The organism is Roseibium sp. RKSG952 (genome assembly GCF_009711355.1).
Window position 1 is genome coordinate 15117 of record NZ_SMMF01000945.1, and the last position, 13716, is coordinate 28832.

14 protein-coding genes are annotated in these 13716 nt (G+C 58.6%); 7 read left to right on the forward strand and 7 right to left on the reverse strand.

Going from position 1 to position 13716, the window contains the following annotated elements; translation table 11 throughout:
* Positions 1–63 precede the first annotated feature (63 nt).
* From E1297_RS30070 to fsa, 5 genes are all read right to left on the reverse strand, one after another.
* Positions 64–288: a hypothetical protein gene (locus tag E1297_RS30070; RefSeq protein ID WP_155144681.1), complete on the reverse strand. Its 225-nt coding sequence runs from the start codon at positions 286–288 to the stop codon at positions 64–66.
* Positions 289–407: 119 nt separating this feature from the next.
* Entirely contained in the window at positions 408–809 is a 402-nt protein-coding gene (locus E1297_RS30075; RefSeq protein ID WP_209016082.1) for a hypothetical protein, read from the reverse strand.
* A 173-nt stretch (positions 810–982) separates the two neighbouring features.
* Positions 983–1204 (reverse strand): 30S ribosomal protein S21, encoded by a 222-nt coding sequence (rpsU, locus tag E1297_RS30080; RefSeq protein WP_155144682.1) that lies wholly within the window; start codon positions 1202–1204, stop codon positions 983–985.
* Between the two features lie 162 nt (positions 1205–1366).
* Positions 1367–2323, reverse strand: a complete 957-nt coding sequence (locus E1297_RS30085) for a tyrosine recombinase XerC (RefSeq protein ID WP_155144683.1) — start codon at positions 2321–2323, stop codon at positions 1367–1369.
* A gap of 100 nt (positions 2324–2423) precedes the next feature.
* Positions 2424–3077, reverse strand: a complete 654-nt coding sequence (gene fsa, locus E1297_RS30090; RefSeq protein WP_155144684.1) for a fructose-6-phosphate aldolase — start codon at positions 3075–3077, stop codon at positions 2424–2426.
* 206 nt (positions 3078–3283) lie between these two features.
* On the opposite strand from fsa, the gene E1297_RS30095 reads away from it, so the two are divergent.
* From E1297_RS30095 to E1297_RS30125, 7 genes are all read left to right on the forward strand, one after another.
* Entirely contained in the window at positions 3284–5482 is a 2199-nt protein-coding gene (locus E1297_RS30095) for a primosomal protein N' (RefSeq protein WP_368669739.1), read from the forward strand.
* Positions 5483–5647: 165 nt separating this feature from the next.
* A complete protein-coding gene (locus tag E1297_RS30100; protein WP_155144685.1) occupies positions 5648–6028 on the forward strand; it encodes a DUF1428 domain-containing protein in 381 nt (126 codons plus the stop codon).
* Positions 6029–6367: 339 nt separating this feature from the next.
* Positions 6368–6928, forward strand: a complete 561-nt coding sequence (locus tag E1297_RS30105; RefSeq protein ID WP_368669740.1) for a F0F1 ATP synthase subunit delta — start codon at positions 6368–6370, stop codon at positions 6926–6928.
* Entirely contained in the window at positions 6928–8457 is a 1530-nt protein-coding gene (atpA, locus tag E1297_RS30110) for a F0F1 ATP synthase subunit alpha (RefSeq protein WP_155144687.1), read from the forward strand. Before E1297_RS30105 ends, atpA begins: the two co-directional genes overlap by 1 nt.
* A 33-nt stretch (positions 8458–8490) precedes the next feature.
* A complete protein-coding gene (locus E1297_RS30115) occupies positions 8491–9369 on the forward strand; it encodes a F0F1 ATP synthase subunit gamma (RefSeq protein WP_155144688.1) in 879 nt (292 codons plus the stop codon).
* A 25-nt stretch (positions 9370–9394) separates the two neighbouring features.
* Positions 9395–10819, forward strand: coding sequence for a F0F1 ATP synthase subunit beta (atpD, locus tag E1297_RS30120; protein WP_155144689.1), 1425 nt, complete (start codon positions 9395–9397; stop codon positions 10817–10819).
* A 103-nt stretch (positions 10820–10922) separates the two neighbouring features.
* A complete protein-coding gene (locus E1297_RS30125) occupies positions 10923–11330 on the forward strand; it encodes a F0F1 ATP synthase subunit epsilon (RefSeq protein ID WP_155144690.1) in 408 nt (135 codons plus the stop codon).
* 300 nt (positions 11331–11630) lie between these two features.
* Here E1297_RS30125 and E1297_RS30130 read toward each other — a convergent pair whose 3' ends face one another.
* Together E1297_RS30130 and E1297_RS30135 are read right to left on the reverse strand one after the other, a co-directional pair.
* Positions 11631–11837 carry a hypothetical protein gene (locus E1297_RS30130; RefSeq protein WP_155144691.1) on the reverse strand — a complete coding sequence of 69 codons (207 nt, stop codon included), beginning with the start codon at positions 11835–11837 and terminating at the stop codon, positions 11631–11633.
* A gap of 267 nt (positions 11838–12104) precedes the next feature.
* Complete coding sequence (locus tag E1297_RS30135) at positions 12105–13712, reverse strand: NTP transferase domain-containing protein (RefSeq protein ID WP_155144692.1); 1608 nt, start codon at positions 13710–13712, stop codon at positions 12105–12107.
* Between the last annotated feature and the right edge of the window lie 4 nt (positions 13713–13716).

Below are 13716 nucleotides of genomic sequence, written 5' to 3' on the forward strand. Positions count from 1 at the left end.
GAAACTCTTGAAAAATCCCCGGCCGTCCACGGGATGAACGGCCGGGTTTTGGGAGGTCTGATATTATTCCGTGGTTTCGGTCCCGGATTGCAAGTCCATCTGCTTGATTGTTTCAAGGCTCAGATCGTTCGTTGCGATTGAAACGGTTCCTGCGTCATCGTCTGCCGGCAGGGTTGCCACGGTCATTTGTTCACTTTCAGCCGATTTCATCCAGTTGCAGGCTGCAGCTGGAGCGATCGCGAAAGCGGAGGCCGCGAGGGTCGCGACTGTCAGGGAAAGGATACGCATAGGCTTCTCCATCCTCGTGTCTTGCACGGTTTTGTGCAACCAGGGTTGAGGATAGGTCATATACAAAATGAATCAATGTTTACTATGAAATAATATTGCGAATATAAGGGTGGTTTCTTTCATTTTTTTATCAAGTTGTATGTCGTCTCCTGCGCGGCAATGTCCGGATCATGAGGCTTGTCGATTACATGGGCATCCAGCAGGTTGCCAAACCGGGTGAGGGTCATCGCTTTTGTGCCGAGAAAACCGACCAGATCCACCCTCAGTCCACCGCGCTCGCGCAAGTCCGCGTCGGTCCAACCCCATTTGCAGTCGCGGGGGGAGCAAGACGTAAACGCCCGGACGCGCGCCCGGACAGTTCCGTCCTGACACGTGCTTTCGATTTCTATGCGTGTGATTTCTTTCCGCTTGGCGTAGGGATTGACCCAAACGCCGTCTTCAGGCAGCGGGCAGGCCGCGTCCGCATTGGCGGGACCGGCGCTCAAAAACAATGCAACGAGGACCAGAGCCGGAATGCGCAAAAGATGCCTCCCTCAAATGTGATGGAGACAGGACTGTGGCCCGGATCGTGTTAAGGGTCGATTAAACGTGCGGCAGACAATGCCAAATCTGACACTGCAAATGGAACGAGGCCCGGTGCGCAGCTGGTTAAGAGCGCGCAATCCGGGCCTTGTCGTGACTGGAGCAGTTCAACTTAGCGCTTGTGAGCGCCGAGCAGGCCTTCACGCTGAGCAAGCTTGCGCGCAGCCTTGCGGGCGCGGCGGACAGCTTCAGCTTTCTCGCGGGCACGTTTTTCGGAAGGCTTTTCGAAAGCCTTGCGGGTTTTCATTTCACGGAAAACGCCTTCGCGCTGCAGCTTCTTTTTCAGCACACGAAGGGCTTGGTCGACATTGTTGTCGCGGACAAGTACTTGCAAGTTCTCTCCTGATGTCTGCCGACGAGCGCCGGGGTGCCGGACGGCCGCCGTAGGGAATGCGTGATCATATACGCTGTGGAAGTGCCGGACCCTAGCAGCTTTTTATGAAAATGCACCCCCTAAGATGCGAAAAAGCCCTAAATTCTAGGAGATTTTCGGGTGTCACTTGCGTGGATGCGCCTTGTCGTAGGCATTGAGCAGCTGAACACTGTCAATCTCGGTGTAAATCTGGGTACTTGAGAGGTTCGCATGCCCCATCAATTCCTGAATTGTACGTAAGTCTCCGCCGCCGGAAAGAAGATGCGTTGCAAAGGAATGCCGCAGGGCGTGGGGCGTGGCAGAATCGGGAAGTCCGAGTGCGCCCCGCAGCTTTTCCATGGCGAGCTGGATCATGCGCGGGTTCAACGGACCGCCGCGCGCACCCAGAAACAACGGGCCATCGGCTGAAACAACATAGGGGCAAAGCTTCAGATAGGCTTCCACGGCTTCGCCCACGACCGGCAGGGTGGGAACGATGCGTTCCTTTCCGCCCTTGCCGGTGATGCGGATGGTTCTTGTCTCCGGGGTTGGTGCTGTGCGTCCGGTTAGCGACAGCGCCTCTGATATGCGCAGACCGCACCCATAAAGAAGCGTCAGGACGGCGGTGTTGCGCGCCTCGATCCAGGGGGCGCTTTCCAGACCGAAATCGCCGCCCACAATGTCCCTGGCCTCCTTCACGGGCACCGGTTTGGGCAGGGATTTGGCAGGGCGTGGCGGGCGCACTGCATCCGACGCCGCCGCATTGACCTCGCCGCGCCGCTCCAGAAACTTGAGAAACGACCGGATCCCGGCAAGGCTTCGCGCCAGGGACCGGCTTTGCACCCCGTTCGCCCGGCGATACGCCAAAAAGGCCCGGTAGTCGGCAGGCCGCAGATCCTTGATGTCGGCAAGGGAAGGTGCGCCACCCAAATGCCCTGTGAGGAACCGCAGGAATTGTTCCAAGTCCAGCTCATAGGCCACAAGCGTCTTGTCGGCCAAACGGCGTTCTTCGCCCAGATGGTCCAACCAGGCCGAGATGCGGGTCAGGACGTCTTTTCTTGCAAAGACAAGGAGGGCGTCTGGATCAGGATGCGCAGTCATGTTCCCTTCATGCCAGAAAGGGCCAACCGAAGGGTTAATCCATTGAAAAAAGCCCGGACCACGCGGCCCGGGCTTTCAAAATCAGTCCGGAAACCGGTTCCTAGAGAATGCTCTGGCCGGTCTTTGCCCAGTCTGCGAGGAATGCATCGAGGCCCTTGTCGGTCAGCGGGTGCTTGACCAGCGCCTTCAGGGTTGCCGGCGGGACGGTTGCGACGTCGGCACCGATGATTGCGCATTCCTTGACATGGTTGGGGGTCCGGATCGAGGCCGCAAGGATCTCCGTGTCGAAGCCGTAGTTGTCATAGACCACACGGATTTCGCGGATCAGCTCCAGACCGTCGAAATGGATATCGTCCAGACGGCCGATGAACGGCGAAATGTAGGTTGCACCCGCCTTTGCGGCGAGCAGCGCCTGGTTGGCGGAGAAGCACAGCGTGACATTCGTCCTGGTGCCTTCTTCGCTCAGCTGCTTGCAGGCCTTCAGTCCGTCAAAGGTCAGCGGCAGCTTGATCACGACGTTGTCGGCGATCTTGCGCAGCTCGTGGGCTTCCTTGATCATGGTTTCGAAATCGGTCGCTGCAACTTCGGCAGAGACATCGCCTTTGGTGATGCCGCAGATTTCCTTGATGACATCCTTGAACTGGCGGCCGGACTTGGCAATCAGCGACGGGTTGGTGGTCACCCCGTCCAGCAGGCCGGTGGCTTCCAGTTCCTGAATTTCTGCCGTGTCTGCGGTGTCGACGAAAAACTTCATGTACAGCTCCCTATGGCACGTCCTATAGACATGCGCTTTGCAGGCGGTCTACGACCGCACCGTGGATCTCTTATCGGCGCCTGTTTAGCGTAGGATTATGGTCAGAAGAACCCCGATTCGAATGGAATCTGAGTTGCAGATACCGGAATCGCCTGTTTGGCACTGCCGGGTGGTGACGGACGATATGGGCCGAAAGGCGGCAAGACGTGTTTTTTGACGAACCGGACTTCGAACCTGATCGCATTGCCAGTGTTCTGGTGCCGGTCGCCGTCCCGGGGCCCTATACCTATCGTGTGCCGGTGGGGTGCCATGTGCAGCCGGGCACCATTGTCCGGGTGCCGCTCGGGACGCGCGAAGTTCTTGGCGCGGTTTGGGATGGTGAGCCGGATGCGGCCATCAATCCCAAAAAACTCAAGGCAATGGCGCATGTTTACCAGGACGCGCGTCCGCTCGACCCGGACTTGCGCCGGTTCGTGGACTGGGTCGCCAACTGGACGCTGGCTGCGCCGGGAATGGTCTTGCGCATGGTGCTGCGATCCGAGGAGGCTCTTCAGCCGGAGCCGCCGGTACCGGGCGTACGGCGGATCGAGGGGGCGGAACCTGATCGAATGACTGCGGCGCGCCAGCGTGTTCTGGCGGCCATGGAAGACGGGTTTGCCTGGACCAAGAGCGGACTTGCGCACGCCGCTGGCGTCAGCGCGTCGGTGATTGACGGCCTGTTGCAGCAAAATGTTCTGGAAGGGGTGGCCTTGCCTGCCACTCCGCCGCCTCCCATACCCGATGTCGATTATGCGCGAACCGTCCTGACGGCCTCACAGCAGCGGGCAGCAGACCAGTTGATCGAGGCGTTTGACAGCGGCAGCGCCGTTTCCCTGATCGACGGGGTGACAGGGTCGGGAAAGACGGAAGTCTATTTCGAGGCCATCGCCGAGGCGATCCGCCGGGGCAAGCAGGCATTGGTGCTTTTGCCTGAAATTGCGCTCACCGAACAGTTCTTGCGCCGGTTTGAAAAGCGGTTCGGCGTCTACCCGGCCGAATGGCATTCCGAAATTTCGCCCAAGAACCGGGCAAGGGTCTGGCGCGGTGTTGCCAGTGGGGATGTGCGTGTGGTGATCGGGGCCCGCTCGGCCCTTTTTCTGCCCTTCAGCGATCTCGGGCTGATCGTCGTCGACGAAGAGCATGATACGGCCTTCAAGCAGGATGACCGTGTGCCCTACAGTGCCCGCGACATGGCCGTGGTGCGCGGGCATATTTCGCGCTTTCCCGTCATTCTCGCTTCTGCAACGCCCTCGGTGGAAAGCCGCGTCAATGCGGATCTCAACCGGTACCGGCACGTCCTTCTGCCTGAACGGGCCACAGGTGCAGAGCTTCCGGAGCTGAAGGCGATCGACATGCGCCATGACGGGCCGGAGCGCGGGCAGTGGATCGCGCCACAGCTGTTGAGCGCGATCAAGGATGCCTTCGGCAACGGAGCACAAACGCTTCTGTTCCTCAATCGGCGCGGATATGCGCCACTCACCCTGTGCCGGACCTGCGGCCACCGGTTTCAATGCGGTCACTGCAGCGCCTGGCTGGTGGAGCACAGGTTTCAAAAGCGGCTTGTCTGTCACCATTGCGGGCATTCGGAGAAGGTGCCGGACAGTTGTCCGTCTTGCGGCACGGCCGATTCGCTTGTCGCCTGTGGACCGGGTGTGGAAAGAATCGCCGAAGAGGTCGGCGGCAAGTTTCCCGAAGCCCGGGTGCTTGTCCTGTCCTCTGATCTGCCCGGTGGTCCTGACAGGCTGCGGCGCGAGATGAAAATCGTCGAGGACGGCGGCGCCGATATTGTGATCGGGACCCAGCTGGTCGCAAAGGGCCATAATTTTCCGAAAATGAAGCTGGTCGGTGTGATTGATGCGGATCTGGGCCTTGCAAATGGAGATCCAAGGGCTGCGGAAAAGACGTTTCAGCTTCTCGGGCAGGTAACGGGCCGGGCAGGGCGCGTTACAGGCGGCGGGGTTGGTTTTCTTCAGACCTATGCGCCTGATAATCCGGTGATCAAGGCGTTGCTTGCCTCTGACGCCAATGCTTTTTATCTCGCAGAGATCGACGCGCGCAGAAATGCCGGATTGCCGCCCTTCGGACGGCTTGCGGCAATCGTCGTGTCCGGGCCGGACAAGGCCATGGCTGACGGATTCTCCCGGGCTGTTGCACGGGCTGCGCCGCAAGATGGTGCAGTAACCATTCTAGGGCCGGCTGAGGCGGCCCTTGCCATGGTGCGCGGACGTTACCGCTACCGGCTTCTGGCGATGGCGCCCCGGCAATTTGACTTGCAGGGGTATATAAGGGCCTGGCTTGCCGCTGGGCCGAAGCCGGTCAAGGGTTTGCGTGTGCAGGTCGATATCGATCCGCAGCATTTTTTATAGGGTGTATCTGCATTCTGACGGGCTTCGACAGGGCTGCAGCCATATCCGCGCCGTTGATTCAGTCGCGGTCGGTGTCGCTTGAAGTGTTCAATTCGGTCAATTGCGTTGATAACAACACAACCCTGTGGCAAGCTTTTGAAAGAGTTCTCGTCAAGAGGAATGACGATGGCATATGTCCAAGGTTTTCTGGCGCCGGTGAAAACGGCCAGGAAGGAAGAGTACCGGCAAATAGCTGAAAAATCGTGGGAGCTGTTTGCAGAATACGGTGCGCTCAGTTCCTGTGAGGCCTGGGGCGACGATGTTCCCGATGGCGAAGTCACATCCTTTCCGATGGCGGTCAAAAAGGAAGAGGACGAAACGGTCGTGCTCTCCTGGATTATCTGGCCAGACAAATCGACTGCCGACGCCTGCATGAGCAAGATGCAGGACGATCCCCGCTGGGAGGCAGCCATGCCGAACGCAGACGAAGTATTCAGCATGAAGCGCATGATCTTCGGCGGATTTGAACCCATGCTGGAGAAGCACGCCGTTACGGCTACCGTCTGATCCGAAGAATCTTAGCATTTTTGACAGGGAGCGCTGGTGTTCCACTGCTTTGAAGCGTCTCCCAGGGTTTCTATCAATGAATACGGCTAAATACGGCCGTAGTCTTACGCTATTGATTTGGCGATGTTTTGTGCCTCTCCCGTTAAAAACCGCGCCAAAACGGCAAGAACAGGCCTCCGGTGAAGTTGCAAGCTTGAAAACCCTGTGCTAATTGAGGCGCGGCTTTGGGGGAGCGGTTTAACCGTCATACCTTCTGACCCTGAATAAAATCAATTTTTCAATGCCTTGCGGCCGTTCCGGCTTTGCGGGGCTTGAAATGCGTCAGAGAGCTCGGACCTGGTGACTGACAACGTATCTCTCGTATCCGGCGTGGCAAAACGATATGCCTCCGCTCTTCTCGATCTATCCGAGGAGCAAGGCGTGACGGCAGACGTGGAGCGGGATCTTGGCAAGATTGAGGGTTTCCTCAATGAAAGCGCAGATCTCGACCGTCTCGTGAAAAGCCCCGCTTTCAGTGCTGAAGAGCAGGTTGCTGCCCTTGCTGCACTGCTCGACAAGGCGGGCATCTCTGGCCTCGCTGCAAATTTCGTGAAGCTGGCCGCCCAGAACCGGCGCCTCTTCGTTCTCCCCGGCATGATTACGGCATTCAAGATGCTGTTGGCTGAAAAGCGCGGTGAAGTCACGGCTGAAGTGACCTCGGCTTCCCCGCTGTCCGACGCGCATGCCGCTGCCCTGAAGGACGCGTTGTCCGCATCCTCCGGCAAAACCGTAAAAATCACAGCGAAAGTGGATCCTGCGCTGATCGGCGGCCTCGTCGTCAAGCTCGGCTCGCGCATGGTCGACACATCGCTGCGTACCAAACTCAACTCACTTAAGTTCGCGATGAAAGAGGTCGGCTGATGGATATTCGGGCCGCGGAAATTTCCGCTATCCTCAAGGACCAGATCAAGAACTTCGGCCAGGAAGCCGAGGTCTCTGAAGTCGGTCAGGTGCTGTCCGTCGGTGACGGTATTGCTCGTGTGTACGGTCTGGACAAGGTCCAGGCCGGTGAGATGGTCGAATTCCCGGGTGGTATCAAGGGCATGGCCCTGAACCTGGAATCCGACAACGTCGGTGTTGTTATCTTCGGCTCCGACCGTGACATCAAGGAAGGCGATACGGTCAAGCGGACCGGTGCCATCGTGGAAGTTCCGGTTGGTAAGGGTCTTCTCGGCCGCGTCGTTGATCCGCTCGGCAATCCGCTCGACGGCAAGGGCCCGATCGAGGCGACCGAAAAGCGCCGTGTGGACGTCAAGGCGCCTGGCATTTTGCCGCGCAAGTCCGTGCATGAGCCGATGTCGACGGGTCTGAAGGCGATTGACGCCCTGATCCCGGTTGGCCGTGGTCAGCGCGAGCTGGTCATTGGTGACCGTCAGACCGGCAAGACCGCTATCATTCTCGACACCTTCCTGAACCAGAAGCCTTTGCACGCTTCCGACGACGAAGATGTCAAGCTTTACTGCATCTACGTTGCCGTGGGTCAGAAGCGTTCCACCGTTGCCCAGTTCGTGAAGACGCTGGAAGACGCTGGTGCTCTCGAGTATTCGATCGTTGTTGCCGCGACCGCTTCCGATGCGGCTCCGCTGCAGTTCCTGGCACCATTTGCCGGCTGCGCGATGGGTGAGTTCTTCCGCGACAACTCCATGCATGCCGTGATCGGCTATGACGATCTGACCAAGCAGGCTGTTGCCTATCGTCAGATGTCCCTGCTGCTCCGCCGTCCGCCGGGACGTGAAGCTTTCCCGGGCGACGTTTTCTACCTGCACTCCCGTCTTCTGGAGCGCGCTGCGAAGCTCAACGAAGAAAACGGCAAGGGCTCCCTGACCGCACTTCCGGTCATTGAAACCCAGGGCAACGACGTGTCCGCGTTTATTCCGACCAACGTGATCTCGATCACTGACGGTCAGATCTTCCTTGAAACCGATCTGTTCTATCAGGGTATCCGTCCGGCCGTGAACGTCGGTCTGTCGGTGTCCCGCGTGGGTTCTTCGGCCCAGATCAAGGCGATGAAGCAGGTTGCAGGCCCGATTAAGGGTGAGCTGGCGCAGTACCGCGAAATGGCGGCTTTTGCCCAGTTCGGCTCCGATCTGGATGCGACCACCCAGCGTCTTTTGAACCGGGGTGCGCGTCTGACCGAACTCCTGAAGCAGCCGCAGTTTTCGCCGCTGAAGACCCAGGAGCAGGTTGTTGTGATCTTTGCCGGCGTGAACGGCTATCTCGACAAGCTGCCGGTCGACCGGGTCCGCGAATACGAAGAAGCTCTGCTTCTGTATTTCCGGGGTGAGCATGCGGATCTCATGGATGCCATCTGGGAAAAGAAGGCTCTTGATGACGAACTGACGGGCAAGCTGAAAACAGCTCTCGACAGCTTCACCAAGAACTTCGCATAAGACTTCACGCCGGGATAAGGAGCAGGGGCGGCCATGCCGAGCCTGAAGGACTTACGAAACCGCATTGCCTCCGTGAAGGCGACGCAGAAAATCACCAAGGCCATGCAGATGGTGGCCGCGGCGAAGCTGCGTCGTGCTCAGGAAGCTGCGGAAGCCGCCCGGCCCTATGCGCATCGCATGGGTGAGGTGCTGGCCAACCTCGCTGTGGCCTTTGAGGGCCGCGACGACGCGCCGAAGCTGATGGCGGGAACCGGCAATGATCAGACGCATCTTCTGATCATTGCGACGGCAGAACGCGGTCTCTGCGGTGGCTTCAACACCAATATTGCCAAGCGCGGGCGTGAACATGCCCGCAGCCTGATTGCGCAGGGCAAGACGGTCAAGATTATCTGTGTCGGCAAAAAAGGCTTCGACGCTATCAAGCGCGACCTTGGCCAATATGTGATCGAAACCGTCGAGCTGCGCGGCGTCAAGAACGTCCAGTTCGCCAATGCGGATGAAGTCGGGCGCAAGGTCTTGGCCATGTATGAAGCCGGCGAGTTCGACGTCTGTACGTTGTTCTATTCGCACTTCAAATCGGTGATCGCCCAGGAGCCGACTGCGCAGCAGTTGATCCCGGTTGTGCTGCCGGAAGTCGACGAGAACACCGAGGACGATACGGTTTACGAATACGAGCCGGGCGAAGCAGAGATCCTTGCCGATCTTCTGCCGCGCAACATCTCCGTTCAGATCTTCCGGGCGCTGCTTGAAAATGCGGCCTCCGAGCAGGGCGCGCGCATGTCCGCAATGGACAACGCGACGCGCAACGCAGGCGACATGATCGACAAGTTGACGATCAGCTACAACCGCCAGCGTCAGGCTCAGATTACGACGGAACTGATTGAAATTATCTCGGGCGCGGAAGCGCTCTGACGGGATCGAGACGAGGATTAGGGATATGGCTGACAAAGTAGTCGGACGGGTCACCCAGGTCATCGGCGCCGTTGTCGACGTCAAGTTCGATGACCACCTGCCGTTGATCCTGAACGCTCTTGAAGCAGAAAACCAGGGCAACCGCCTGGTTCTCGAGGTGGCTCAGCATCTCGGCGAAAACACTGTTCGCACCATCGCGATGGATTCCACCGAAGGTCTGGTGCGTGGTCAGGAAGTCGTCGACACCGGGTCCGCCATCATGGTGCCGGTTGGTGAAGGCACCTTGGGCCGCATCATGAACGTGATTGGTGAACCTGTTGACGAAGCAGGCGAGATCAAGCACGAAGCCAAGCGTGGCATTCACCAGGAAGCGCCGGAGTTCATCGAGCAGTCCACCGATGCTGAAATCCTTGTGACGGGCATCAAGGTCGTTGACCTTCTGGCGCCTTATGCAAAGGGTGGCAAGATCGGCCTATTCGGCGGCGCAGGCGTCGGCAAGACCGTTCTGATCATGGAGCTGATCAACAACGTCGCGAAAGCGCACGGCGGTTACTCCGTGTTTGCCGGTGTTGGCGAGCGGACCCGTGAAGGCAACGACCTTTACTGGGAAATGATCGAATCCGGCGTGAACAAGGAAGGCGGCGGCGAAGGCTCCAAGTCAGCCCTTGTCTACGGCCAGATGAACGAGCCTCCCGGGGCACGTGCACGTGTTGCATTGACCGGTCTGACGGTTGCAGAACACTTCCGCGATCAGGGTCAGGACGTGCTGTTCTTTGTGGACAACATCTTCCGCTTCACCCAGGCCGGTTCCGAGGTCTCCGCGCTTCTTGGCCGTATTCCTTCGGCCGTGGGATATCAGCCGACGCTGGCAACCGACATGGGTGCCATGCAGGAGCGCATCACTACAACGACCAAGGGTTCGATCACGTCCGTTCAGGCCGTTTACGTCCCGGCCGATGACTTGACCGACCCGGCGCCGGCTTCGACCTTCGCCCACTTGGACGCCACGACCGTTTTGAACCGCTCCATCGCGGAAAAGGGTATTTACCCGGCTGTGGATCCGCTGGACTCCACGTCCCGCATGCTGGATGCGCGCATCATCGGTGAAGAGCACTACGAAACGGCCCGTGCCGTTCAGGGGACGCTGCAGCGCTACAAGGCGCTTCAGGACATCATCGCCATCCTCGGCATGGATGAGCTGTCCGAAGAAGACAAGCTCACCGTTGCCCGTGCGCGTAAGATCGAACGCTTCCTGTCGCAGCCGTTCTTCGTGGCTGAGGTCTTCACCGGGTCTCCGGGCAAGCTGGTTTCCCTGGAAGACACCATCAAGGGCTTCAAGGGTCTGGTGGACGGTGAATACGACCATCTGCCGGAAGCTGCGTTCTACATGGTTGGTTCCATCGACGAAGCAATCGCGAAGGCTCAGAAGCTGGCTGCTGAAGCTGCCTGATAAGCTTGTCTTGCCGGATGCCGCTGTGTGCGGTGTCCGGCTGGCTTTTTCTGGTGGCTGATTGTGGCCATCACAACAACAGGACTGACAAGGAAGACGCCAAATGGCTGAACTTTTCCAGTTTGAGTTGGTCTCTCCGGAGCGCCAGCTCCTCTCCGAACAGGTTCTGGAAGTCATCGTTCCCGGCACCGAGGGCGAATTTGGCGTCATGAAGAACCATGCGGCCTTCATGTCGACGATCAAGCCGGGCATTCTCAAGGTGCGCAAGAACGGCGATGGACTTGACGAGTATTTCGTTCGCGGCGGTTTTGCCGATGTGACGGAAGCGGGTCTGACGGTTCTTGCCGAACAGGCGACACCTGTCACCGAGATCAATGCCGACATTCTCAATCAGCACATCAAGGATGCTGAAGAAGATGTGGCGGATGCGCGTGACGATGAAACCAGGCAGCGGGCGGAAGAGCATCTGACCCAACTTCGCGAAGTGGCCGAAGCTTTGAAATCCGCCTGATCTTCAGGGCTTTCCCGAACAGAATTCTTGAACGCGGCCACTGGCCGCGTTTTTTGTTGGTGCAGCGTAAAGCCCTGCTGTGGCCCGCAACCAATTTGGTCTGCTGTCTTGCCGGTATCGGCGATTTTTGTGTGTTCAGGATCGGTGGGGCAGATCGGTAGTTCGGCCGATCGTACACAGACGCCAAACCGGATTGGATGGCTAAAAAATAAAACCCGGCCAAAGGCCGGGTTCTCAAGTATGTGCTTGTACCCCTCGGGGCCCGCACAATTCTGCTTTTATTTTCAAGCAGCTTGAAACTTATGCTGCCCGCTTGAAGGACAGGCTCATGCCGCCGCCCGAGCGGTTGCGGCGGCGCTCTTCCGGCGGGATGTAAACAATTGCAGCATGGTCTGTGCAATAGGATACGCCCGGTTCAACGCGGTTGGCGCAAGGGAATGTGTAGTTGCCGGACTCGCCTTCAGCCCATTTGCAACGGCCCGGACGCGGGAGGCTCAGATCGCTCATTTTTCCTACCTTTTTAAACTCGCCTACGGCGAAAGCGCTCGACCATCCTCGGGAGGAGAGGATCCGAACAGCCTTGGTTAAAACGGATTTTGCTCGCGCCCAGGTCAACAGACCCCACCCGTCAGGTGCTCATTTGCGAGCGCTCAAGGTAAATAGTAGCCCCGTCATAAAATTGCAATAGAATAGCTAACATGGGAGAATTGCGTATAACGCATAGCAAAGCAGATCTATCCCGGCCACTGCTGTAAGCAGAAGCGACCGGGTTAATCACACGGGAAGCTTTCCTCCCGCTGCCTGAAGGGCTTCCGGGGTATCGAGATCTTGCCGGGCCGGATCTCCGATCTCGATCTGTTCCAGAACGTCCGGGTTCGCACCTATCAGGTGACGGGCCCCGATGTCGCCCACCAGATTTGACAGGTCACCAAAAAATGTTTTGTCCCACAGGACCGGGTTGCCGCGTTTGCCTCCCGCGGCTGCAAGGACGATCTTTGCCGTTGCCGACGAACGGTAGGTGTTGATGATCCTGTCCATCACCTTGGCATCGATTCCCGGCATGTCGCCGAGCAGGATCATGACCGCATCAATTGAGTCATCAAGTTCTGCTATCCCTTTGCGGATGGAACTTGCCATGCCTTCTTCAAAGTCCGGGTTGAAGACGGGGGCAATGCCCAAGTCGGCGGTTTCTTGCTCTATTGCCTCGGCCATATGCCCGGTCACGAGGATCCTTTGCGCAAAGCCCGTTTCGCCTACCGCTTCAGCGACCCGCCGGATCAGGGACTTGCCGTCGAGCGTTGCAAGAAGCTTGTTCGGGCCTCCCATGCGCCGGGATTTGCCTGCCGCCAAAATGACGGCTGCGATCTTCGGGCTTTGCCGGGCCGGTTTGGGCGCGCGCGGTTGCGGCCGCGAAGTGATCTCCATCAATAGCCCTCCGATCCCCATCCCGGTGATGTCTTCCGGTGCTATGGTCAGGCCGGCAAGCAAACGGTCCAGCACCCAGTCAAATCCGTTTTCTTTCGGGCTGCGGGCGCAGCCGGGCGCTCCGATCACCGGTTTGCCATCGACGGACCCCAGCAGCAACAGGTTCCCCGGGTCAACCGGCATTCCGAAGTGAAGCAAGGTTCCGCCCGCCTTCTCGATCGCGGAGGGCAAGATGTCATCGCGGTCAACCACGGCGGATGCGCCGAACAGGGCCAGAAGTTCGGCGCCGAGAGAGAGCTGTTGCCGAATCGCATCTGCGACCGCGGTGACCTCGTGGGCAGTGCGATTTTCGGAGATGATCGTGCTTCCGCTCGGCCGGAGACGGTCCTCCAGCACGCGGCGGGTCTTGTCCATGGTGGCAATCTTCAGATGTTCCAGCCTGGTTGCGACCAATCCGACACGGTGGGCTTTGAATGGATGGAGGGTCAAGGACCGGTGCACGGCTTTTTCCGCGGCTTTCAGGTCTTCCTCGTGAACAGCAAAGGGAATGATCTTGGCCGTTGCCACCATCCGCCCTTTTTCTACGCTCGAATAGTCTGGAAGGGTCGCGATTGTCAGAGACGGATCAATGCGATTGGCGGAGTTGATCGCCTCGGCGTCCGCGGTGAAAACCCCGGCATGCGCGGCAAAGAGATTGACACGCCCGGTAAAGGCAGGATCCGGTCTCAACCCGGTGTTCGCGGCAGCTGCTGCCAGGCGTGTGGCGGCCTGGTCTTCCAGAACATCGCCGATTTCCAGTCTTGCGACGCTGACAGTCTCGAGACCGCAGCCTTCAAGAGCGGCTATATCGTCACTGGAGAGAATCCGGCCCTTCTTGAAGGTCTCGCCATTCAATCGGGTGGAATGCGCCAGAACACATCCTTCGGCTTCAACGACCGGGATGGGGCCGAATCTCATTGAT